Source organism: Halobaculum rubrum (assembly GCF_019880225.1).
Classification (GTDB): Archaea; Halobacteriota; Halobacteria; order Halobacteriales; family Haloferacaceae; genus Halobaculum; species Halobaculum rubrum.
This window is the reverse complement of record NZ_CP082284.1, coordinates 692,121-714,177: the sequence shown is the minus strand read 5'-3', so window position 1 is coordinate 714,177 and position 22,057 is coordinate 692,121. Positions and strand designations below refer to the sequence as shown.

The following is a 22,057-nucleotide window of genomic DNA, read 5'->3' as shown; positions in this document are numbered from 1 at the left end:
GGTATGTCGGATTCCCCGAACGTCGTCGTCGCGGGCGCGGGGCTCGCGGGGCTGGTCGCCGCGCGGCATCTCGCGGACGCGGGCGCCGAGGTCACCGTCTACGAGCGCCGCCCCGAGGTCGGCGGCCGCGTTCGCACGCGCCACGAGGACGGGTTCACCCTCGATCGCGGGTTTCAGGTGCTGTTCACCGGCTACCCCGCGGTCCAGCGGGAACTCGACGTGGCCGCGCTCGACCTGCGGGGGTTCCGTCCCGGCGCCGTCATCTGCTCGACGGAGGAGGGTACCCGAAGCGTGCTCTCGGATCCGCTTCGCGACCCGCGGTCGCTGGTCGAGTCCGCGTTCAACCGCCGGGTGACGACGACAGACAAGCTTCGGACCCTCGCGCTCCGGCAGGACCTCTCGAAGCGCGACGAGTCGTGGTTCTTCGACGGGGCGGACGCGAGCATCCGCGAGTACCTCCGCGAGTGGGGCTTCTCCGAGAAGTACGTCGAGAACTTCGTGGCGCCCTTCTACGGCGGGATCACGCTCGATCGCTCGCTGTCGACCTCCAAGCACGTGTTCGCGTACACCTTCCGTGCGCTCTCGGACGGCCGGATCGGCGTGCCCGCGTCGGGGATGGGCGCGATCCCGGAGCAACTCCGCGCGTCCGCGGAGGCGGCCGGCGCGACGATCGTCACCGGCGAGGGCGTCGAGGCGATCGACCGCGACAGGGTCACCGGCGGGGCCGACGCCGCTGCCGGCGCGAACGGTGGCGCCACCGTCGAGACGACGGACCGGGCCGTCGACGCCGACGCGGTCGTCGTCGCCACCGACCCGAAGACGGCACGCGATCTGACGGATGTCGAAGCTGTGCCGACGGAGGGCGTCCCGTCGACGACCCAGTACTACCGGCTGTCGGACGCGACGCCTGTCTCGACGGGGAGGAAGATCCTCCTGAACAGCGACCACCCGTCGCCGAACGTCGTCGTTCCGCTCACCGACGTGGCGCCCGAGTATGCCCCCGACGGCGAGCAGCTGCTGTGTGCCACGTTCCTCGGCGACGACGCGCGCTTCCGCGACGGCGACGACCTCGCGGCGGACACGCGCGCGGCGCTGTCGGCGTGGTACCCCGAGCGCAGCTTCGACGGGCTGGAGGCGATCCACACCGACCGTCTCGAGTTCGCGCAGTTCGTACAGCCGCCGGGCGTCCACGGGGAGTTACCGGACGCGAGCGACCCCGAGGGACCGGTGTACCTCGCCGGCGACTACACCGAGTGGTCGTCGATCCAGGGCGCCATGAAGAGCGGACGGGTCGCCGCCGACGCCGTTTTCGACGACCTGCGGTGAGCGAGCACTCGCGGTCGACCGGGGCTACTCTTCGAGCGGCTTCGGCGACACGTCGAACTCCGTGAGGAAGCGCTGGACCGACTCGTCGGTTCCGACGATCACCAGTCGGTCGCCGGCCGCGATCGTTCGCTCCGGGTCGAGAGTCACGGTGAGTTCCCCCTCGTGCTCGATACCGATGACGCGGCAGCCGGTCCGCTCGGAGATCCCGCTTTCCGCCAGCGTCTTCCCCGCGAACGGCTCGGCGGACACCCGGTCGATCCGGATCTGGCTGCCGGCGCCCAACACCTCCTCGCCGCGGAGCTCCCGGGCGACCATCCGGGCGCTGATCCGCGGGACCGAGAGCACGTAGTCGGCGCCGGCGCGCAGCGCCTTCGTCGTCGCCTTCGCGTCGCTCATCCGCACGAGGATCTCGATGTCGGGGTTCAGCGACCGCGCGAGCACGGTCGTCAGTAGCGCCGTCGAGTCGTCCGGGACGCACACGAGGATCACCCCGGCGTCCTCGACGCCCGCCTCCCGGAGCGTCTCGCGGGAGCTCACGTCGCCGACGACGTCGACGCCCGGGTCGTCGGTCACGTCGACGGTCGTCGTCAGCACGTCCCCGTCCTCCTCCTCGACGACCGATAGGGCCGCCCCGCCGACCTCGCCGAGCCCCGCGATGACGACCCCCTCGTCGCGGCGGCGCCGTCCGACCGGCCGCGCCGTCTCCCCGAGCTCCTCCAGCGCCTCGTGGTCGCCGGACACGAGCAGGACCGTGTTCGCGCCGATGACCGCGTCGGGGTCCGGCGGGAGCTGGAGCTCGCCGTCGATCCACGCGCCCACGACGTTGGCGCCGGTCCGCTCGCGGATGCGCGAGTTCCGGATACTGACGCCCTCGAGCGGGCTGCCGTGGCTGACGGAGATCTCCGTCACCTCCAGTCCCTCGGCGAGGCCGACCGTGTCGTGGAGTTCCGAGGTGTACAGCGACATGGCCTTCTGCGCGAGACGCCGGCCGAGGACGGCACGCGGGGAGAGGACGCTGTCGGCGCCGGTCGCCAGCAGCACGTCCCGCAGGGAGCTGTCGTCGGTCAACGCGATGACCTCCACGTCTGGGCGGAGCGACCGAACCGTGAGGATCGTGTCCACGTTCGCCTCGTCGGCGTCGGTGATCACCGCCCGGGCGTTCCCGATGCTCGCTCGCTCGAACGCGCTCGCCTCCTGCGGGGAGCCGTGGATCGACGAGTACCCCTCGTCGGAGAGGTCGATCGCCTCCTCCTCGTCCGAGGAGATGAGCACGTAGTCGATCCCGAGCCCCTCGAGTTCGTCGAGCAGAACGGCGGAGTCGCGGTCGTACTCGCAGATGACGACGTGGTCGTTCTTCCGCGACAGCCGGCTGTCGAGGTCGACCTCCGCGCCGGTGAACAGCGGGATGACGATCACCCGGAGGGTGAAGAAGCCGACGCCGATGCCGCTCAACTGCATGAACACCATGAAGAGGTTCATCCAGGGTGACTCCCACGGCGAGTCGGCGCCGTAGCCGGTGGTCGTCATCGTCTCCGTGACGGTCTGGAACGACCGGAAGATCGACTGTGGCCGCCCCTCCAACGCCCGCATCCCGGTGTTGTAGAGAAGGGTGTACAGCAACACGAGCGCAGCCAAGCCGGCGACGTAGTAGATGATGAGCCGACTCCGGCGCGAGAGATCGTCGGTCCGAGACGACCACGGGATATCGGGCATGAGTACTGTCCGCCGCTTGCGGGGGCTCCTACGAATCAGTTTCTGCCGAACCCACCGAGAGACCGAGAGTCGGATCGTCGACCGCGGATTCGTTGCCGAGGGCGCCGCGGGTTGTCGACGGCTCTCACCGGCTCCAGAACGCCGGCGTGAACACGACCAGCACCGAGAGCACCTCGAGCCGGCCGATCCACATCAGGAACACCATGTAGAGCTTCGCCGGGAGGGAGAACGACAGGAAGCTGTTCATCGGTCCGACCGGGCCGAAGCCCGGCCCGACGTTCCCCAGCGTCGCGATCGCGACGCTCATCGCCTCCAGCCCGGTCAGCGAGACGTCGGGCGTCCGGAGGCTGTCGAGGAACAGCAGCGCCGTCGAGAGCGCGAACAGCGCGAGGAACAGCACGACGAACACGAACACGTCACGGATCGTGTCGTCGTCGACGACCTCCTCGCCGAGTCGGATCGGCCTGACGGCCTCGGGGTGAACGGAGGTGAACAGCGCCCGTCCGATGTCCTTCCGAACCAGCACCCAGCGGACGATCTTGATCGAGCCCGCGGCCGACCCCGCCGAGCCGCCGAGGAAGTACGCGAACAGGAGGATCGTCTGTGCGGAGGCGTCCCACGTGTTGAAGTCCATGCTCGCGTATCCGGTGGTCGTGACGATCGCGATCGCCTGGAACAGGCCCTGTCGGAGCGCGTTCTCGAGGTTCCCCGGGATCGCGTCGATCGCGGTCGGCGTCTCGGCGAGGCCGACACCGAGAAACAGCACCGCCGAGACGACCGCCCCGACGACGACCATCGCGAGCAGATACCCACGGAACTCCGCGTTGTCGATCAGCCGCCGTGGCTCTCCCCGAAGCACGTACCAGAACAGCGCGAAGTTCGTCCCCGCGACGACCATGAACGGCATCATCGCCCACTGGATCGCCGGCGCGAACGCCTCGGCGCTGCGGGCCTCCGGCGAGAACCCCCCGGTCGGCAGCGTCGTGAGCGCGTGCGCGACCGCGTTGTACAGATCCATGTTCGGCGCCACTCCGGTCAGGTGCAGGACGTAGTAGACGAGGGCCGCCAAGAGCGTGAAACCGGCGTAGATCCCCCACAGCGCGCGCGCAGTCTCCTGGATCCGCGGCGTCAGCTTCTCCAGCGATAACCCCGGTGCCTCCTGACGCATGACCTGTGCCCCCCCGACCGACAGCTGCGGGAGGATGGCGATCATCAACACGAGGATCCCCATCCCGCCCAGCCACTGCGTGAGCTGGCGCCACATGAGCATCGCGCGCCCGTGGCGCTCGACCGAGATCTCCCCGAGGACGGTCGCGCCGGTCGTCGTGAACCCGCTCATGCTCTCGAAGAGGGCGTTGACCGGGCCCGCGACGGTTCCCGTCCCGGCGACGAGATACGGCACAGTCCCGGCGACCGGCACGAGCAGCCACGCGAGGCTGACCAGAAGAAAGCCCTCCCGGTTCCCGAGTTCGCCGTTATCGCGAACTTGCTCCATGAGGGTTCCCGCCCCGACCATGACGACGCTCGTCGCCACGAACGGCAGCGGGTCTTCGCCGTAATAGAGGGCGAGGAGGAGCGGAAACAGCGGGGTGACGCCGATGTACTTGAGGACCGTCCCGACGTACGCGACGCTCACCCGGTAGTTGACGTGGGTGCTCGGCAGAGTGACCATCGACTACCTGCACTGAACGACGGGCGACGGATGGTCGTTTCGGGACGGCCCGACAGCGGCGGACGGTTGCCTCCCCGTCGGGACGGTTCCCCGCTTCCGCCTACTCCTCGCGCAGGAACGCCTCGGCGCCGTGGCGTTCGATCGCCGCCAGCAACCCCTCCTTCTGACGCTTCAGTTCGGGGGTCGTCTCGGCGTACACGTCCCCGAACATGTCGGCGGGGTCGGCCTCGAAGCGCTCGGCGGCGTCGATGACCTCGGCGACCCGGTCGTCGGCCTCCTCGCGCACCGATTCGATCAGGTCGTCGTCGGCGATGCCCTCCCGCCGGAGGAACCCCTCCATTCGGGGGATCGGGTCCCACGCACGCCAGGCGTCACCCTCCTCGTCGTCGCGGTACTGGCTCGGGTCGTCGGCGGTGGTGTGGGCACCGAACCGGTACTCGAGGGTCTCGATCAGCGTGGGGCGATGGTCGTAGCCCGAACCGTCGTTCGCGTCCTCGGCGGCCGCGTCACTCCCACGGTCGCCGCCGGCTTCCCCGTCGGCTCGCGCCTTCCGGGCCGCCTCCGCGACGACCGCATACACCGCGAGCGGATCCATCCCGTCGACGCGGACGCCCTCGAAGCCGTACGCCTCGGCTTTCGCCGCCAGCGTCGGGCTCGCGGTCTGGTCCTCGCGGGGGATCGAGATGGCCCACTGGTTGTTGTGACAGACGAACACGCCGGGCGCGTCGAACACGCCCGCGAAGTTCATCGCCTCGTGGAAGTCGCCCTCCGAGGTGGCGCCGTCGCCGAAGTGGGCACACGCGACGCGGTCGTCGCCGCGGTAGTCGAACGCCATCGCCGCGCCGACGGCGTGCGGGAGGTGCGCGCCGATGCCGATGTTGAGCGGGAACACGTCGATATCCGCGAGGCCGGCGGTACCCGCCTCGTGGCCCATCCAGTAGGCGAGGTACTCTGCGGGGAACCCGCGAGCGATGACTGCGCCGTGCTCGCGGTACTGATAGAAGACCGGGTCGTCGTCCCGGAGGGCGTGGGTGGCGGCGACGGAGCTCGCCTCCTGCCCCTCGATGGCGGCGTAGGTGCCGATCCGTCCCTGTCGCTGGAGGCTGATCGCCCGCTCATCGAAGCGACGGGCCGTCACCATGTCGCGGTAGATGTCGACCAGCGTCTCGTCGGGGATATCCGGGACCGTTCCGACGACCTCGCCGTTGGGGCCGAGCACGCGGTACACGTCGTCCATCGGGTCCGCCGGCGCGTCGGCGTCTGTCCCCTCGCCCGCGTCGTGTCCGGCGTCGGCGTCGCTCATACGGGCGTGTCTGGGTGCAACAGGGTAGCCGTTTCGGCAGCGGCAGCGACGCCGCTCGGGGACGGAGCGGGGCGGGAGCGATCCGGCACCGGAGGGACCCGAGTCGCAACGGTTCCGACCGGACCCTCACAGCAGCCGACGGAACTCGCCCAGCGGCGGGAACTCCACGGCGTCGCCGTCCGCACGGGCGACGATCGGGCGGAGCGCGTCGGCGTCGGTGACGAACGGCGACTGGAACTCCCGGGCGGACATGTCGTTCACCTCGACGCCGGCGGCGAGGCGGGTGAACGCCGGCAGCACGAGCACGTCGGCGCCGCGGAACGCGCGCTCTGCGTACAGCCAGCAGGGCCGACGCTTGCCCTCGATGTCGATCGTCGGGTGGTCGTGGCCGACGACGTACAGCCCGGCCGGCTCCTCGGTCGGCGGCGCGTCGTGGCCGTGCCGGACGACGACCGGCGCGTCCCGGACGCTCGCGTCGAGTTCGTAGGCGTCGTGGATACGGCCGTCCCACGTATCCGAGCGCGTCGTGTCGCCGAGAGGCGTATCGCCGCTGACCACGTCGCCGAGAGCGGTATCGTGGTTCCCACGAACGAACACGGGTCGCGCGCCGGCGTCCCGGCAGGCGTCGAGGAGCTCTGAGAGCGTCCGCTCGTCGGCGACCGGGACGCGGTCGAACCGGTGGACCGCGTCGCCGGCGATCACGACCTCCGTCGGACCGAACCGATCGAGCAGCGACCGGAGGCGCTCGGACAGGTCCGACGCCTCGCCCAGCGGGTAGGCCACGTCGGAGGCCGCCGCGCGGCCGACGTGGAGGTCCGCGACGACGAGCGCGTCCGCGTCCCGAAGGTACACCCCGCGGTCGCGGAACTCGGCGTTCAACACGGCTCTTCCTCCGGCGCGCTCGGAGGTAGCGTTGGCGGCTCCCGTCGCCGGCGACGGGGTCGGACCCCGCTCACCCGCCCTCGTTCGAATCCCCGACGGACTCCCGTCCGGGGCCCGCCGCGTCGTTTCCGTCGGCCAACGGGTCCGGCACCGTCGCCCCGGTGTTCACCCGCCGGACGACGAAGTACGCGGCGACCAGCACCGCGAGCAGGAGGGAGAACGCGGACGCCGCGACGAACGCGTCGTCGATGCTGGCGTACTCGCCGGGGCGGAAGGAGATGACCTTCCGGGTGATCGCGATCAGCGCCGCGCTGATGACGATCCGGACGACCGGCTCGTTGCGCGAGAACGCGACCACCGTCTGGTGGATCTCGACGATGATCAGCAACACGAGCACGGTGTCGATGATGTCGATCACCTGGTTCGGGTCCGTGAACTCGCCGCTCAATAGCAACTCCACCAGAACGAGTAGGAGGTCGACGAACCCGATGGCGAACAGCACCATCAGGAAGTACGCCGTGCCGACCTCCAGCAGCTTCATCCCCTGCTCGGACGGCTCGACCGCGTCCTCGATTCGCACATCGGTTCCTGGGCGTCCATCCGCGTAAACGCTGGGGGAACTGCGAAGCGACATGCGCTTGCCCCTCCGGCCGGTTACCCCGACCATGACCGAGCGCGACGACGACCGCGACGCCGTCGACCCGTGGGCCGGCGACGACGACTGGGCCGAGGCCGCCGACGACGCGACCGGCGCCGCGGAATCGAACCCCGGCGACGCGTCGAGTGACGCGACTGACCACGGCGCCGGCGGCGACCCCGACTCCGACGCGCGCTCCACGGCGACGGATACCGACAGCCTCGGTCCCCGTCGCTACCGCGTGCTCGACCGAACCGAGGGGACGCTGGTGTTCGTCGACCTCGATACCCCCGATCCCGGCCCCGGACCGGAACCCGACGAGGGGTTCGAGCCGGTTCGGGTCGCGGCCGACGACTCCGCCGACGCCGTCGCCGACGCGGTCGCGGCGCTGGAGCCCGGGTACGTCGTCACCGCGACGCTGCGGTGGCCCGACACGGCGGCCGGGGGCGATGGGGGCGGCGACGACACCCCGCTCGCGCGCGTCGAGTCGCTGACGGTCGAGCGCGAGAGCCGCTACCGCTTCATCGACGACGCCGAGCCGATGTTCGAGGCCGCCCGCGACGCGTGGCGCGACGCCAGCGCCGCCGGCGACGGCATGGGCTCGCGCGTCACGCGCGACACCGACGGCGAGGCGAACGGCGCGCTGTACGTGTTCAGCGAGGCCGGCGCGCGCGACCTGTTCGGGGAGTTCCGGTCGGGGACGACGCCGCTGGAGCCGCTGGTCGAGCGTGTGAACGACGACCTGGACGACGACCCCCGCGAGGTGTTCGTCCTCCGGCCACCCGACGGCGCGTTCGTCGCCGTCTACATCGCCTTCGAGCGGGACGGCCTGCTCGCGCGGACCGTCCGCGACACCTATCGCTGAGCGGACGGGGGCCCGCCGTTACAGCCAGTCGGCGTCGGGGTCGACGAGCCCACGCGGCTCCTCGTCGCGGAACGCCCGGCGGATGTCCCGCGCCAGCGACTCGTTCAGGTCGCGTTTCGCCTGCTCCGAGTACCAGCCGACGTGCGACGTGACCACGACGTCCTCGCGCCCGAACAGCGGGTGGTCCTCGCCCGGCGGCTCCGTCTCCAGCACGTCGAGGCCGGCGGCGGCGACGTCGCCGGCGTCGAGCGCGGACTCCAGAGCGACCTCGTCGACGACGCCCCCGCGGCCGGTGTTGACGACGACCGCGTGTGGCGGGAGCGCGTCCAGGACGTCCGCGTCGACCATCCCGCGCGTCTCCTCGGTCAGCGGCGCGTGGACCGAGAGGTGGTCCGCACGTCGGCACAGCGTCTCGAAGTCGACGCGTTCCACCCCGTGCTCGCGGAGGACGTCCTCGTCGACGTACGGGTCGGCCGCGACCACCTCGTCGACCAGCGGCGCGACTCGGTCGGCGAATCGACGGGCGATCGGCCCGAAGGAGACGAGGCCGACCGTGCAGTCCGCGAGCCGCTCGATCGGGTACGGCGGGTCCCAGTCCCACGTGCCCGCCTCCGCACGGTCGGCGTACGCCGGGATGCCGCGCGCGAGCGACGTGAACAGACCGACCGCGTGGTCGGCCACCTCCTCGAGGCAGTACTCGGGCACGTGGACCACCTGTACGCCGTGGTCGGCGGCCGCCCGCACGTCGATCCCGTCGAGTCCCACCGCCCCGCGGGCGAGCACGCGCAGGTCCAGGTCCGCCAGCACGTCCGCGCTGACGGAGACGCCGACGTTCACGACCACGGCGTCCGCGTCGGCGGCGTGCTCACGCACCGCCGTCGGCGTCGAGAGATCGGCCGTCCGGACGCGGCAGTCCACCACCTCACGGATGCGATCCGGGTCGTACTTCGGGTCGTCGGCGACCACGATCAGGTCGGCGGCGCTCACGGATGTCCCTCCGTCATGTGCGGATCCACGGACGGCGGCGGGAAAAACGGTGAGCCCGATTCCCGGTCGGACGACGACCGACCGGTCGCCTCGCTCACGGCTCGCTCCACCCCCCGTTCGCATCGCGGCCTCGCGGCCGCGCGCTCCTCGTCGTGTCGCGGAACTGGGCCCGGAGGGATTCGAACCCTCGACCGCCCGGTGTCTCATCCGGCGGCCGAAACCGGCCGGAGTATGAGCCGGGTGCTATACCGGACTAAGCTACGGGCCCTCGTGGCCGTCGTTGTCGGGCCGCGGTCAAGTAGTTTCCTTTCCGGTGACGGATGCTGCCCTCTGAGAGACCCGAAGCTACGGGGCGAAGCGAGACCGAAGAAGCGCCGAAGCCAGGACTCGAACCTGGGACCACCTCGTTTCTGCGGGAGACAGGGGACCTGAATCCCGTAACAGCGAGGCGCTCTACCAGCTGAGCTACTTCGGCTCGCACCTACAACTACTGGAGTGAATTTGAAAGTGCTTTCGTTTCGCCCCGGCGCAAGCGGGTGGTTCGCACACCGGATCACCGCCCGGACCCGTCCGCCGTCGCCGCCCTCGTTCGGGACCGACACGCTCGTTACCCGCCCGAGGGAACCCCGACGTATGACCGACCCGGACGCCGACGACCGCGATGACACAGCCGTCGCCGGCGACGACCTCGACGCGGTGCTCGCGGCGGTGCGCGAGCGGGTCACCCCCGACACCGACGAGCGCGCGCGACTGGATGCGGCCGCCGCCGACCTCGCCGACCGCGCCCGCGACGCCGTCGCGGCCCTCCCGTCGCCCGCCGACGGGGCCGACGTGCTCACCGTCGGATCGACGGCCCGCGGCACGTGGCTCGCTGGCGACCGCGACATCGACCTGTTCGTCCGGTTCCCGACGGACCTGTCCCGGGAGGAACTGGAGCGATTCGGGCTGCGCGTCGGCCACGCCGTGCTCCCCGACGGCGAAGAGGAGTACGCCGAGCACCCGTACGTCGTCGGCACCGCCGACGGGTTCGACGTGGATCTGGTCCCCTGCTACGGCGTCGACGCCGCGACCGAGATCCGCTCGGCCGTCGACCGAACCCCGTTTCACAACGAGTACCTCCTCGACCGGCTGACCGCCGACCTCGCGGGCGACGTTCGCGTCCTCAAGGCGTTCCTGAAGGGGGTCGGCGTCTACGGTAGCGACCTCCGGACGCGGGGGTTCTCGGGGTATCTCACCGAACTGCTCGTGGTCGAACACGGCGGCGCCCGCGAGACGCTGGCGGCGGTCGCCGACTGGCACCCGCCGGTCCGGCTCGACCCCGAGGACCACGGGACCGCGGAGTTCGACGACCCGCTCGTCGTCGTCGACCCGACCGACCCCGAGCGCAACGTCGCGGCCGTGCTCTCGGGCGACAACCTCGCGCGACTCCAGCATCACGCGCGCGACCTGCTCGCGGATCCGCGGACGGAGCCGTTCTTTCCGGCGGACCCGACACCGCTCGATGCAGCTGAGGTCCGCGAGCACGTCGACCGCCGCGGGACCGACCCGCTGGCGGTCGTCTTCGACGCGCCCGACATCGTCGACGACCAGCTGTACCCGCAGCTCCGGCGCTCGCTGGCGGGCGTCGAACGCGAACTCGACGGGATGGGGTTCGACGCGCTCCGCGCCGCGACGTTCGCGGTCGAGCGAAACGAGGCGGAGGAGGATGACGGGGGAGCACGCCGCCGGCGCGCGGTGTTACTCGTCGAACTCGCCGACCGCGAACTCCCCGCGATACAGCGCCACGAGGGACCGCCGATTCACGTCCGCGATCACGCGGCCGGCTTCTACGGGAAGTACGCCGCCGACCCCGACACGTACGGCCCGTTCGTCGCCGACGGCCGCTACGTCGTCGAGCGCGAGCGCGATCCCGCCGAACGCGACGCGGTCGCCGTCCTCGAATCGGACCGGATCCTCGACGCCGCGCTCGGCGCGCGCGTGGAATCGGCGCTCGAACGCGGGTACGACGTCCTCGCGGGCGAGGAGATCGCGACGCTGACGGAGGAGTTCGGCGCCGACCTCCGCGAGTACTTCGAGCCGTCGGTGTAGTCCCCGCCGGAGGGCCCCTCCCGCGAGCGTGGCGACCGCCCGTCAGTCCAGATCGAACCGCTCGCGGAGGTCCTCCACCAGCGGGACGCTCTTCTCCTCTGGCTCTTTTTCGGGTTCGATCGGCGGCCGCCCGTCGAACGTCTCGTGGACCATCGCGACGCCCTCGGCGAGCGTGTCGAGCCCGTATCCCCCCTCCAGCACGAAGCCGAGCCCGGCGTCGATCTCTCCGGCGAGCGTGCGCACGCGGTCGGCCAGCAGCGCGTACCCCTCCGAGGAGACTCGCATCCGCGAGATGGGGTCGTGGCGGTGAGCGTCGAATCCCGCCGAGATGAGCAGGAGGTCGGGGTCGAAGCGGTCGAGCACGGGGGCGAGCAGGTCGTCGATGGCCAGCAGGAAGTCGGCGTCCCCCGCGCCCGCCGGCAGCGGGACGTTCAGCGTCGCCCCCTCGCCGTCCCCCTCGCCGATCTCGGTCTCGTCGCCGGTGCCGGGGTAGAGGCCGTCCTCGTGGATCGACGCGTAGAGCACGTCGCCGCGGTCCAGGAAGATGTCCTGCGTCCCGTTACCGTGATGGACGTCCCAGTCGAAGATCGCGACGCGATCGGCGTCGCCGTCGTCGAGCGCCGACTGGGCGGCGACTGCGACGTTGTTGACGAAGCAAAAGCCCATCGCGTCGTCGTACACGGCGTGGTGCCCCGGGGGGCGGCCGAGCGCGAACGGGGTGTCGCGGCCGGGGCTGCCCGCGAGCGCCTCCTCGGCGGCCCACTGCGCCTGACCGGCGGCCGCGCGCGCGGCGTCCCAGGTGCCGTCGGACGCCACGGTGTCGGGGTCCCAGTTGCCGCCGCCGGACGCACAGAAGTCGACGATCTCGTCGACGTAGCCGGAGTCGTGGACCGCGTCGATCGCGGCGCGGGGGGCGGGATCCGACTCGACGTACTCGACGCCGTGTTTGCGCTTGAGTCCCTCCTTGATCGCGCGGAGGCGGTCCGGGTTCTCGGGGTGTCGATCGCCGGTATCGTGGTCGAGACACGCCTCGCTGTAGCCGAACCGCATCGCTATCCCTCGAAGAGCGCGAAGTACGTCTCGATGTCGTCGGCCTGGACGGTCCGTCGGTCGGCGTGGCGCGCGAGCAACGCGGCCGCGCGAGCGACGTTATCGGCGTAGTCCTCGAGGATGTCCGCGAGCGCAACGCGGGCGTCCATCGAGACGCGGTAGGAGTCGTCGATGTCGAGGCGCGCGATCCGGTCGACGGGCGCGACGGGGAGCGTCAGCGTCGAGCGTTCGACCACCTGCTCGACCCCGAAGTCAGCCGGCATCAGCGTCTTTCGCCCGTCCGCGGCCGCCCGCTCGGCCGCGTCGGTCGCCAGCGACGCTCCGTGCCGTTGCACGCGTCCGGCCAACTCCTCGGCCGCACCGGCGCTGACCCGGAGGTCGCTCGCGTTCCGTCGGATGACGTCGTCGACGGGCGCGAACGGCAACTCGACAGTCATACACATACGCCGGTGTGTGTCGTGTATAACGCTTTCCGTTGGCGTGGTCCGCGACCGCACGCGGTCCGCGGGCCGCGCGGTGAGCGACGGATCCCCCTCAGAACACGTCGTCGGCGTCGATAGTGCCGTTTCGCTCGACGCCGCGGACGGTGACCTCCTCCCCGAGGCGGAGCTTCGCCGAGGTCTCGATCGACCGGGTTTGCGTGCCGTCGTCGAGGACCACCGGATCCCCGGCCTGCACGACCGTCCCGGTGAACTCCACGACGCCGCCCTCGTCCGTGTCGCCGTCGTCGCTGCCGGTCACGTCGCCGGCGGTGGTCGCCGCGGCGGCGGGCCCGCCGTCGTCGCTCGCGCCGCCCGACGCGTCGGAATCGAAGGAGTCGAGCCCACCCTGGCCGGCGTCGCGATCGGCCGATCCGGCGGGGCGACTGCCGCCCCCGCTCCCGTTCGCCCGTTCGAGCACGGAGACGGAGGACCGCCAGCCGGCGGAGGCTTCCAGATCGTCTTGCCAGCCGTCCTGGATCTCCACGTCGGTGAACGCGACCCGGTCGGCGAGGTCGATGTCGCGGTCGGCCTTGTCGCCCCACAGCGCGACGCGGATCTCGCCGGTCTCGTCTTTGATGCGGACGTTGCGAACCTGCCCTTGGGAGCCGTCGTCGCGGTCGAACGTCCGCGTCTCGCTCGTCTCGATGACGCCGCCGGCGATGTCGACCACGTCGTCGAGCTCCAGGTCCGCGATGTCGGTCGTTTCGGGGACGTACTCCACGTCGGCGTCGACCTCCTCGATGGCGCCCCGGGAGCCGACGTGGAGTTCGAGATCGCCGTCGCGCTCGCGGACGTAGCCGTCCACGATCTCGACGGTCTCGCCCGCCTCCAGCTCCTCGACGCGGTCGGCCGTGTCGTCCCACATGGTGACGCGCACGCGGCCGGTCTCGTCGCCGACGGTCAGGTTCGACACCTTCCCCTCGGAGCCGTCGTCGCGGTCGAACGTGCGGACGGTGTCGGTGTCGAGGATCACGCCGAGCAGGTCCACGTCGGAGGCACCCATGGTGAGGTCCTCGACGCGGTACTCCTCGACGGCCTCCACGTCCACTTCGGCGTCCGGGTCGGGCTCCACCTTGTCGACGGCGACCTCCAGCCCGCTGTACCCCTCCTTCGGGCGACCCATGATTCGGAGCACGTCGCCCGTTTGGAGGTTCTCCTTCGCGTCGACGGCGACCTGATCCCACAGCGAGATCGTGACGCGGCCGGACTCGTCGGCCACCTCGACGTTGAGGACGTGGCCGTCCTCGTCCTCGCCGTCGCGCTCGAAGGTGCGCACCTCGCCGACGGTCATCACCTTCGCGAGGAACTTCACGTCGTCCATCCCGGGCTCGATGTCGGCGACGCTGTTGACCTCCTCGTCGCGCAGCTCGTGGGCGATGAGCATCGCCGCGGTCTCCTCGTCGGCCAGCCCGCCCATGTCCTCGACCTTCTGCTCGACGGCGGCCTCGAACTCCTCGAAGGGGACGTCGGCGTCCAGGTCGTCGTAGACGTCCTCGATAGCGCCCATAGTCGTATCGGAATCCAGGCAACTCCCGCGCATAAGGGTTCTCGTTCGTCCGGATCCCGATCGCGGGTCGTCCCCGTTCCCGTCCGTCCCCTCGCGTGTCTTCGCGGCCACTTCGTCGCCCGCCGCGGGCGTGTCGCTCGTCATACGCGGGCTGTGTCGGGATCGTATTTGAGGCTACGCGCTCACCGCGTCACGTCGGTGACGGTTCGGAGCCCGTCCATCGACTCGTGTTCGACGACGACGGACGTCGGGAGGCCTCCGGCGAACTCGACGGCCGCCTCGTAGCCGCGGTAGACGATCTGTTGGGTACAGCTGTCGCCGCCCTCCCGGACGGTCTCCACGCGGACGCGGAGTTCGTCGGTGTCGGGGTCGTACTCGGCGGCCGCGAGCGACGCCCGCATGCAGCCGTTCTTCCCTCGGACGACGCCCGTGACGGTCACGGGGTCGGTGTCGAAGGAGACGAACGCGGACTCGGCAGACTCCGCCGCGTCACCGGTCCGCTCGAACGAGCGGTCGGTGATCCACGGAAACTCCCCCTCCTCGCTCGGTGTCTCCGTCGCCGTCGGCTCCGGCGACTCGCCGGGCTCGCCGCCGCCACCCGATCCGCCGCCGTCGCCGCCGGTGTAACCCGCCAGCGCAGCGGATCCGACGCCGACCGCGAGCGAGAGGACGGTTCGTCTGTCCATGGTTCACGGGACGCCGGCCGCGTGCAAAAGCTCGATGTAGGCACAAGGCGGCGTTTGTGTCACGGTGGTCGGTCGCACGGGTCGATCGGATCGGAATCCATTTACGTGGGCCCGGCGTCGTTCGAATCGAGTCCGGGTAGGGTAGTGGACTATCCTCTTGGCTTGCGGAGCCAGGGACCGGAGTTCAAATCTCCGTCCGGACGTTCCTTCACTCACTTCGTTCGTTCAGTCACGTCCGACGTGCCCACGCTCACTACGTTCGCGTGGACTCCGTCCGGACGTTCTTACCGCGCCGCCACACCGCGAGCGACTTCTGTCGCTCGCACGGTGCGGCGCGGTTGTCGCTCTATATACGGAGATTTCAGCAGCGAACGAGCCGCCGCCACGGACAGACTGAAACGCTCGCCCGCCCGAGTCCCGCTGTGACCACCAGCGACGCCCCGGACGAGTCCGCACGCGTCGCGGCGCTTCGCGCCGGCACCGCTCTCTACACGGCCGGTGAGTTCCACGCCGCCCACGACCCGTGGGAGGCCGTCTGGCTCGACCTGAAGGACGCAGTCGCCGCCGGCGACGCCCCCGAGTCTGTCGTCCGCGACGAGGCGCTGTTCCACGGGCTGATCCAGTTCACCGCCGCACGGCACCACGCCCGCGACCGCAACTGGTCGGGCGCGGTCGGCCTCGCCGAGAGCGCCCGGGAGTACCTCGCCGATATCCCGGAGGAGTACCGCGGTGTCGACGTTACCGGAGCGCGCGACGCGCTCGCGCGTCTGGCCGCGGACCCCGAGCGCGTCGAACGCGGGCCGGCGCCGTCGCTGCGATACGAGGGCGGCCGTATCGCGCCCGAGTCGCTGTCGCTGGCGGCCGCGGGGCTGGCGGCCGAGGCGCTCGCGGCGGAGCACGGCCTCGACGCCGACGCGGTCGCGGACGCGGCGCGGTTCGCCCGCGAGGAGGAGCGTGCGGGGCGCTCGCGGTTCGCGGCCCTGCTGTTCGACCTCCTGCGCGTGGACACGCCGCAGGAACGGCGACTGGTGTACGACCGGCTATCGGGACTGGTCGAACAGGAGCGACGGAAGGAGGAGGACGTGAAGGGACTGTTCTGAACGTGAATGCGGGAGGGTCGGCGGACGAAATCGGGACACGGACGGGATCCTAGGCGGAATCCGGTTCGACTTCCGCCTTGGGCTCGCCGCCGAAGGTGTACTCCGCGGAGTTGTCCTGCGGGTCGTAGCCGAGCACCTCGCGGGCGCGCTCGATTGAGTAGTACTTCCGGTCGTTGTCCGAGATGCCGTAGACGATCTCGTAGTCGTAGTCGGCGAGGAGACAGCGGTCGAACAGGTGTGCGCAGTCGCGGTGGGAGAGCCACATCGCCTGCCCGCGCTCGTACTCCTTGGGCGGGTGATCCTTGGTGAGGTTGCCGATGCGGACGCACGCGACCGAGAGGTCGTGGTGGTCGTGGTAGTAGCGCCCGAGCGTCTCGCCGGCCGCCTTGGAGACGCCGTAGAGGTTCGACGGGCGCGGGAGTTCCGAGCCGTTCAGGCGGAACTCGTCGTCCTTGCGGTACATGTGGGGGGTGCGGTCGTCGGTCTCGTAGGCCCCGACCGCGTGGTTGGAGGAGGCGAAGACGAACCGGTCGATGCCGGCGCCGACGGCGGCCTCCAACATCGTCCGCGTGCCGTCGATGTTGTTCGAGAGGACCGAGTCCCACGGCGCGTTCGGGCGCGGGTCGCCGGCGAGGTGGACGACCGCGCCGACGCCCTCGACGGCCTCGCGGACGGCGTCGTCGTCGGTCACGTCGGCGACGACCACGTCGTCGTCGGTGACGCCGTCGGGCAGTTCGTCGTCGGCGACCGGCTCGCGGTCGAGGAGGCGCCAGTCGTACGCCCCGCCGATGCCGGTCAGGACGGCGCGGCCGACGCGCCCGCCCGCTCCAGTGAGCAGTACCGGTTCGTCCATTCGGTGCGATATCCGACGAGCGCGGGTAAGTAAGGTGCGGTTCGACCGGCGTTCTCACCGGCGCTGACAGGTCGCTCGGGCGAGTCACTCGCACGTCCGCACTGCCCCCGCCCCACGCCGACACTCGGTACGCCTTTGCCCGACGGCGCCGACGGTCGACCATGACCACCGACGCCCAGCAGGCGTGTTTCGAGGCCGGCATCAAGTTCGGGTCGCTGTACCATCAGTTCGCTGGAACGCCCGTCTCCCCGCGGAGCACGCGCTCGCTGGAGGCGGCGATCGCCGAGTCGATCGAGAACCAACCGTACTGCGAGTCGGTGACCGTCGAGATCGACGACGAGGCCGTCGCCGCCGACATCGACCACGAGAACGGCTACACCGAGCTGTCGGGACACCTGATGGACGTCGACATGCGCGTCGCGTACGAGGGGGCCACCGTCCGCACGCGCATGGAGATGGAGGACGGCTACCCGTTGATGAAGCTCATGGAGGTCGTCGAACGAAACGAGTGACCCACGAGATCGGTTCTCAGTCTCGGTGCCGACGGCGACGACCGGATTCGACCGGTTCGGTCGCCGCCGCCGCCGATTTCACTTTCACGTTCGGGCGACCGCTTAAGAAGGTCCCCGGCGAACGCGCGACCATGGCGCAGTCTACCTTCGACGACGACGACCTGTTCGGGGAAGCGGCCGACGAGATGCGCACGGACGTGGAAGCCCACCTCCGCGCCGCGAAGGCGACGCTTCCGGATGCGGACGCGGTCTGGGAGACGGACGCCGACAACGTTCTCGGCGCGCTCAACGGCCTCCGCTCGGCGCTGGACACCGGCGACGCCGTCGAGGAACTCCGGCAGGCGAAGAAACAGTACGTGTTGGGCGAGCGCGCCGGCGCGTTCGAGGACGACGAGGAGCTCGCCGCGGAGATCGAGGACCTGCAGGAACTGGTCGAGACGCTGGAGGAGACCCACGAGCAGGTCGGCGATCTCACGAGCGTCGTGCCGCAGATCAAAAGCGACCTCGAGGACGCCCACGCCGAGGGCGTCGACGCCGACGCCGACGCGGACGACGCTGAAGAAGCGGAGGCGTAGTCGGCCGTCCCCCGGCCGCCCGGCTCCGGCTGCCCGTCCCCGACGGGTCCTCTCGAGCCGTTCGCGTTCGGCGGCGGCCTCACCGCTCGCGCTCGACGACCGCGCGAGCCACGTCACGCAGCGCCTCGCTCGCCCGGTCGAGCAGCGCTCCCCCGAGTTCGGCGGTCCCCTCGGTGGGGTCGCCGACGACGCCGTTCCCGGTGAACTCGTCGCTGTCGTGCGCGAGGTTCACCCCGCGAACCCACTCTCCCCAGCGCGGGCTCCCGCCGTCGCGACCCTCCTCGATGCGGTCCTCGCGGACGAGGTCGGGCGCGACGTGGCGCACCATTGCGGTCTCCAGCGGGCCGCCGTGACCCATCCTGCTCGCGTGCTCGCCGACCGCCTCGAACCAGGTGAACGAGACCGCGTACGCGTCGATCCGGTCGTCGCGCGAGACGCGCCGGGCGACCTCAGCGAGCGCCTCGACGTTGCCGCCGTGGCCGTTGACGAGGACGACGCGGTCGATGCCGTGGTGTGCGAGACTCTCGACGGTCTCGCGAACGTACGCGCGGAACGTGTCCGGCGACACCCACAGCGTGCCGTCGAACGCGCGGTGCTCCTCGGCGACGCCGACGTGGACGGGCGGCGCCACGAGGAGGTCGCCAGCGGCGACGGAGTCGTCGGTATCGCGTGCGTCGGCGTCCACATCGCTCGCGTCGCCGTCGCCCCACTGCTCGACGGCTGCCTCGGCGACGGCTTCGGCCGTCATCGCGTCGGTCCCCAGGGGTGCGTGCGGGCCGTGCTGTTCGGTGCTCCCGACGGGGAGCAGCGCGGCGTCGATATCGGCGTCGCGGACCTCCGTCCACGTCGCCTCCGAGAGGTTCATGCGGGCCGGTCCGTCCCGGGTGGACTTGTAGTCGGCTATGCCGACGCCGCGGAGTCGCCTGCGGAAGGGGCGACCGGGGTTCCGTGGGGGTTATGACCGGCCCTCCCCAACGTGAGTGCAATGGGTATCCTCGAGGACAAGGACAACGCGCGGCTGTTTTACCGGTACTTCTCGCGCGTCTACGACACGATCAACCCCTACATCTGGGACGACCGGATGCGAAACCAGGCGCTGGAGTGGTTCGACGCCGACCGCGACGACCGCGTGCTCGACGTGGGGGCCGGCACCGGCTTCGCAACCGAGGGGCTGCTCAACCACGTCGACGAGGTGTACGCGCTCGACCAGTCGCGTGGCCAGTTCGAGCAGGCGTTCCGCAAGTTCGGCAAGCACGGCAAGGTCCGATTCCACATGGGCGACGCCGAGCGGCTCCCGTTCACGGACGACTCCTTCGACAAGCTCTGGTCGTCGGGCTCCATCGAGTACTGGCCCGACCCCGTCGCCGCGCTCCGGGAGTTCCGGCGCGTCGTCAAGCCCGGCGGCACCGTGCTCGTCGTCGGGCCGGACTACCCGAAGCTCCGCGTGTTCCAGAAGCTCGCGGACGCGATCATGCTGTTCTACGACGCCGAGGAGGCCGAGGAGATGTTCCGCGAGGCGGGCTTCGAGGAGACGCGCCACTTCATCCAGCAGCGTCACCGCGGCTCGCCGCGGGCGATCACGAGCGTCGCGACGGTGCCCGAATCGGACGGGTCGGTCGACGACGCGGACCGCGAGCCGGGCGACGACTGACGCGACGGAGCGTCCTCCCCACCGTCACCCGGCGACCGCGCTCGGTGCAGCCAGTCGCTGCGAGCCGACGAACAGCGACACCTCGACCCTGGACCCCGGTCGGAGCTCCGGATGGTTCGTTCCGGCGGGCGTCACGCTCGTCGACTCGCCGGCCGACCACGCGTGGTCGCTCGCGAGGTTGAACGGTCCCGTCGGTCCGCTGTCGAACCCCCGTGCGGCGAAGAACGGGACCGGCGGCTGATGGCGGAGGCGCGACCCGTCGACGCGGATCACGACGCGCAGTCGGCGAACGTCGAGCGTGTCGCCGCCGCGGTGCGTGAGGGTGATCGTCCCGTCCGTGACGACGAGGTCGACGACGGCCGCGGTCGGTCCCGAACGCTGTCCCGATGCGACCGACTGTGCCCCGCTCTCGGAGTGCGTCACGCCCGTCGCCGACAGCGTCGCCGCTCCGACCGCCGCGGAGAGCGCGACCGTCGCGAGCACCAACAGGGCGATGCCGACCGGACCGGCGACCGCTCGTTGCTCACGACCGCTTACCGGCCGGTGTGCGGTCGGACTCCTCGACGTGTCTCGCCCCATCGACGACGGGAGGTGGTCCCGTCATCGGTGATAAACGCTCGCCGCGGGGAGGACCGAGCCGTCCGGCGTCGGATCTCACTCGCTGGCGTTCGGTGAGCCGGTCCCGTCCGCGGAGGTGAACGCCTCCTCGACGGTCACCGGATCCGTCGGCGTGACGCTGACCGTGGAGACCTCCGTCGAGTCGACCTCGACGACGGTGACGACGAACCCGCCGCGCGGAGAGACGGTCCAGAGGGTGCCGTCGTCCCCCGTCGTCCCGATGTCCACGCTCTCGCCGCCCTCGCGGCCGATCTTCACGACCGCGTCGACGGGGTCGCCCGTCCGCGGGTCGGTGACGACGACGCGCAGCGGGCCGCCGGGGAACGTTCGGTTCACCGTCAGGGTGAGATCGAGCGTCCTCGTGGTGGCCTCGCCCACGGAGACGGCGTCGAGGTCGACGCGCTGATGTTCCATGAACACGCGCTCGGTCCCGCCGTCGATGAACGCGGTCAGCGTCCCGTTCGGGTACGTGAGGTCGAACAGGAACGTTCCGCCCGAGCCCTGTCCCGCGACCGATCCGCCGGTGGCGGCCCACACTTCGGGGTAGCTCCGTGCCGTGACGTTCTGGGCGGTCTCCTCGTCGATGGTCGTGCCGTCGCGCTCGCGGAGGTCGCCGCGGAACGCCTCGCGGACGAACTGGCCGTCCGCGACCGTCGAGAGGACGATCCCCGACTCCGTCGTCGCGACGTACACCCGCGTCGACGCCCCGGCGTCGCCGTCGAGCGCGGCGGCGGCCCGCGATCTGACCGGCCCGTCGAACGTGCGGAGGTCGTACACCACGGGGTACACACGGCCGTCGTCCAGCGTGAACTCCTCCGTCTCCTCGGCGAGCCGCTCGAGCATGAGGACTCGCTCCTCGAGCACCGCCGCGCTCGCGCGGATCCGCGCCAGTTCGACGAGGAACTCCTTCGCGGAGATGTCGCCCGCGTGGTAGGCGGCGACCGCCTCGCGGTGCCGGCTGTGGAGCGTGATGACGTCCTTGTCGACCTCGTTCAGCCCGTCGAGGATCCGGATCTGACGCTCGTCGCTGGTGCTCGCGTTCGTGATGCGCTCGCGGAGCGCGATCGTTTCGATGCGTGTGGCGGACGCTCTCGCGCCGAAGCCGGTCGCCGTGCCGGCGTCGACGGTCACCACGTCGATACCGGAGGCGACGCTCACGTTCTCCTCCGGCGAGAGGACACGGATCGGCGTGGTCTCGTTGACCGTGGCCACGGTGGTCGCGGAGGCCGAGTCGTGGGCTGCGGTCGGACCGATCGCCGCCGGCGTGGAGGGGCCGCTGCCTGCCCCGACCGTCGGTTCATTCCGATCGGGGACCGCGAGCGCGCCGCCGACGGCGGTGGCCACGAGGAGGACTGCAACGAGGACGGGGAGAGCTCGCATGGGAGGTGAGTACTGAGTCATCGGATAAAAAACCGGTCCACACGGAGGGAGACGCGTGTCGGTGGCCGCCGAGCGCGCGGACCTCCCGTCGTCGGACCGGCGGACCGGCCGTCGTCGGACCGGCGGACTGGACGGGTCGAAGGCGGACCCCCCGACGGATCGCGGAGGCC

21 protein-coding genes and 3 tRNA genes are annotated in these 22,057 nt (G+C 70.8%); 8 read left to right on the top strand and 16 right to left on the bottom strand.

Translation table 11 applies throughout. The features are described from left to right. Nucleotides 1–3 precede the first annotated feature (3 nt). On the top strand, nt 4–1,326 hold the full coding sequence (locus K6T25_RS03715; protein WP_222916594.1) for an NAD(P)/FAD-dependent oxidoreductase: 1,323 nt from the start codon (nt 4–6) through the stop codon (nt 1,324–1,326). A 24-nt stretch (nt 1,327–1,350) separates the two neighbouring features. Here K6T25_RS03715 and K6T25_RS03710 read toward each other — a convergent pair whose 3' ends face one another. The 5 genes from K6T25_RS03710 to K6T25_RS03690 all read right to left on the bottom strand — a co-directional run bounded on the left by K6T25_RS03710 (nt 1,351) and on the right by K6T25_RS03690 (nt 7,476). Next, nucleotides 1,351–3,039 (bottom strand): potassium channel family protein, encoded by a 1,689-nt coding sequence (locus K6T25_RS03710; protein ID WP_222916592.1) that lies wholly within the window; start codon nt 3,037–3,039, stop codon nt 1,351–1,353. 124 nt (nt 3,040–3,163) lie between these two features. Beyond that, a complete protein-coding gene (locus tag K6T25_RS03705; protein ID WP_222916590.1) occupies nt 3,164–4,711 on the bottom strand; it encodes a TrkH family potassium uptake protein in 1,548 nt (515 codons plus the stop codon). A gap of 100 nt (nt 4,712–4,811) precedes the next feature. Further along, on the bottom strand, nt 4,812–6,014 hold the full coding sequence (locus K6T25_RS03700) for a thiamine pyrophosphate-dependent enzyme (RefSeq protein ID WP_222916588.1): 1,203 nt from the start codon (nt 6,012–6,014) through the stop codon (nt 4,812–4,814). 126 nt (nt 6,015–6,140) lie between these two features. Further along, a complete protein-coding gene (locus K6T25_RS03695; RefSeq protein ID WP_222916586.1) occupies nt 6,141–6,896 on the bottom strand; it encodes a metallophosphoesterase in 756 nt (251 codons plus the stop codon). A 70-nt stretch (nt 6,897–6,966) separates the two neighbouring features. Then, nucleotides 6,967–7,476: a phosphate-starvation-inducible PsiE family protein gene (locus tag K6T25_RS03690; protein WP_225917798.1), complete on the bottom strand. Its 510-nt coding sequence runs from the start codon at nt 7,474–7,476 to the stop codon at nt 6,967–6,969. Between the two features lie 85 nt (nt 7,477–7,561). Between K6T25_RS03690 and K6T25_RS03685 the strand changes: the two genes are divergently transcribed. After that, the gene (locus K6T25_RS03685) at nt 7,562–8,398 is read left to right on the top strand and encodes a DUF6663 family protein (protein WP_225917797.1); all 837 of its coding nucleotides are present in this window, start codon (nt 7,562–7,564) and stop codon (nt 8,396–8,398) included. Nucleotides 8,399–8,416: 18 nt separating this feature from the next. On the opposite strand, the gene K6T25_RS03680 is transcribed toward K6T25_RS03685, so the two are convergent. The 3 genes from K6T25_RS03680 to K6T25_RS03670 form a co-directional block, all read right to left on the bottom strand. Beyond that, entirely contained in the window at nt 8,417–9,385 is a 969-nt protein-coding gene (locus K6T25_RS03680; protein ID WP_222916582.1) for a C-terminal binding protein, read from the bottom strand. A 164-nt stretch (nt 9,386–9,549) separates the two neighbouring features. Beyond that, a tRNA-Ile gene (locus tag K6T25_RS03675) sits at nt 9,550–9,653 on the bottom strand. Between the two features lie 104 nt (nt 9,654–9,757). Beyond that, nucleotides 9,758–9,860: transfer RNA gene (locus K6T25_RS03670), tRNA-Asn, on the bottom strand. A gap of 158 nt (nt 9,861–10,018) precedes the next feature. On the opposite strand from K6T25_RS03670, the gene cca reads away from it, so the two are divergent. Further along, entirely contained in the window at nt 10,019–11,473 is a 1,455-nt protein-coding gene (cca, locus tag K6T25_RS03665) for a CCA tRNA nucleotidyltransferase (RefSeq protein WP_222916580.1), read from the top strand. 42 nt (nt 11,474–11,515) lie between these two features. Here cca and K6T25_RS03660 read toward each other — a convergent pair whose 3' ends face one another. The 4 genes from K6T25_RS03660 to K6T25_RS03645 form a co-directional block, all read right to left on the bottom strand. Further along, the gene (locus K6T25_RS03660) at nt 11,516–12,523 is read right to left on the bottom strand and encodes a histone deacetylase family protein (protein ID WP_222916578.1); all 1,008 of its coding nucleotides are present in this window, start codon (nt 12,521–12,523) and stop codon (nt 11,516–11,518) included. A 2-nt stretch (nt 12,524–12,525) separates the two neighbouring features. Next, entirely contained in the window at nt 12,526–12,960 is a 435-nt protein-coding gene (locus tag K6T25_RS03655) for a histone (RefSeq protein ID WP_222916576.1), read from the bottom strand. A gap of 97 nt (nt 12,961–13,057) precedes the next feature. Beyond that, nucleotides 13,058–14,512, bottom strand: a complete 1,455-nt coding sequence (locus K6T25_RS03650; protein WP_222916574.1) for a single-stranded DNA binding protein — start codon at nt 14,510–14,512, stop codon at nt 13,058–13,060. Nucleotides 14,513–14,694: 182 nt separating this feature from the next. After that, nucleotides 14,695–15,198, bottom strand: a complete 504-nt coding sequence (locus K6T25_RS03645) for a hypothetical protein (protein WP_222916572.1) — start codon at nt 15,196–15,198, stop codon at nt 14,695–14,697. 130 nt (nt 15,199–15,328) lie between these two features. On the opposite strand from K6T25_RS03645, the gene K6T25_RS03640 reads away from it, so the two are divergent. Then, a tRNA-Arg gene (locus tag K6T25_RS03640) sits at nt 15,329–15,401 on the top strand. Nucleotides 15,402–15,620: 219 nt separating this feature from the next. Continuing rightward, the gene (locus K6T25_RS03635; protein WP_222916570.1) at nt 15,621–16,298 is read left to right on the top strand and encodes a DUF309 domain-containing protein; all 678 of its coding nucleotides are present in this window, start codon (nt 15,621–15,623) and stop codon (nt 16,296–16,298) included. Nucleotides 16,299–16,347: 49 nt separating this feature from the next. On the opposite strand, the gene azf is transcribed toward K6T25_RS03635, so the two are convergent. Next, a complete protein-coding gene (gene azf / locus K6T25_RS03630) occupies nt 16,348–17,151 on the bottom strand; it encodes an NAD-dependent glucose-6-phosphate dehydrogenase Azf (protein WP_222916569.1) in 804 nt (267 codons plus the stop codon). Between the two features lie 161 nt (nt 17,152–17,312). On the opposite strand from azf, the gene K6T25_RS03625 reads away from it, so the two are divergent. Both K6T25_RS03625 and K6T25_RS03620 read left to right on the top strand, forming a co-directional pair. Beyond that, a complete protein-coding gene (locus tag K6T25_RS03625; protein ID WP_222916568.1) occupies nt 17,313–17,663 on the top strand; it encodes a dihydroneopterin aldolase family protein in 351 nt (116 codons plus the stop codon). A gap of 131 nt (nt 17,664–17,794) precedes the next feature. Then, entirely contained in the window at nt 17,795–18,238 is a 444-nt protein-coding gene (locus tag K6T25_RS03620) for a DUF5790 family protein (RefSeq protein WP_222916567.1), read from the top strand. Nucleotides 18,239–18,317: 79 nt separating this feature from the next. Here the strand turns inward: K6T25_RS03620 and K6T25_RS03615 are convergent, their stop codons facing one another. After that, nucleotides 18,318–19,103 carry a creatininase family protein gene (locus K6T25_RS03615; protein ID WP_222916566.1) on the bottom strand — a complete coding sequence of 262 codons (786 nt, stop codon included), beginning with the start codon at nt 19,101–19,103 and terminating at the stop codon, nt 18,318–18,320. Nucleotides 19,104–19,223: 120 nt separating this feature from the next. On the opposite strand from K6T25_RS03615, the gene K6T25_RS03610 reads away from it, so the two are divergent. Beyond that, on the top strand, nt 19,224–19,889 hold the full coding sequence (locus K6T25_RS03610) for a methyltransferase domain-containing protein (RefSeq protein ID WP_222916565.1): 666 nt from the start codon (nt 19,224–19,226) through the stop codon (nt 19,887–19,889). Nucleotides 19,890–19,913: 24 nt separating this feature from the next. On the opposite strand, the gene K6T25_RS03605 is transcribed toward K6T25_RS03610, so the two are convergent. Together K6T25_RS03605 and K6T25_RS03600 are read right to left on the bottom strand one after the other, a co-directional pair. Beyond that, the gene (locus K6T25_RS03605) at nt 19,914–20,468 is read right to left on the bottom strand and encodes a type IV pilin (RefSeq protein WP_225917796.1); all 555 of its coding nucleotides are present in this window, start codon (nt 20,466–20,468) and stop codon (nt 19,914–19,916) included. Between the two features lie 75 nt (nt 20,469–20,543). Further along, complete coding sequence (locus K6T25_RS03600) at nt 20,544–21,887, bottom strand: DUF7094 domain-containing protein (RefSeq protein ID WP_222916564.1); 1,344 nt, start codon at nt 21,885–21,887, stop codon at nt 20,544–20,546. Nucleotides 21,888–22,057 lie beyond the last annotated feature (170 nt).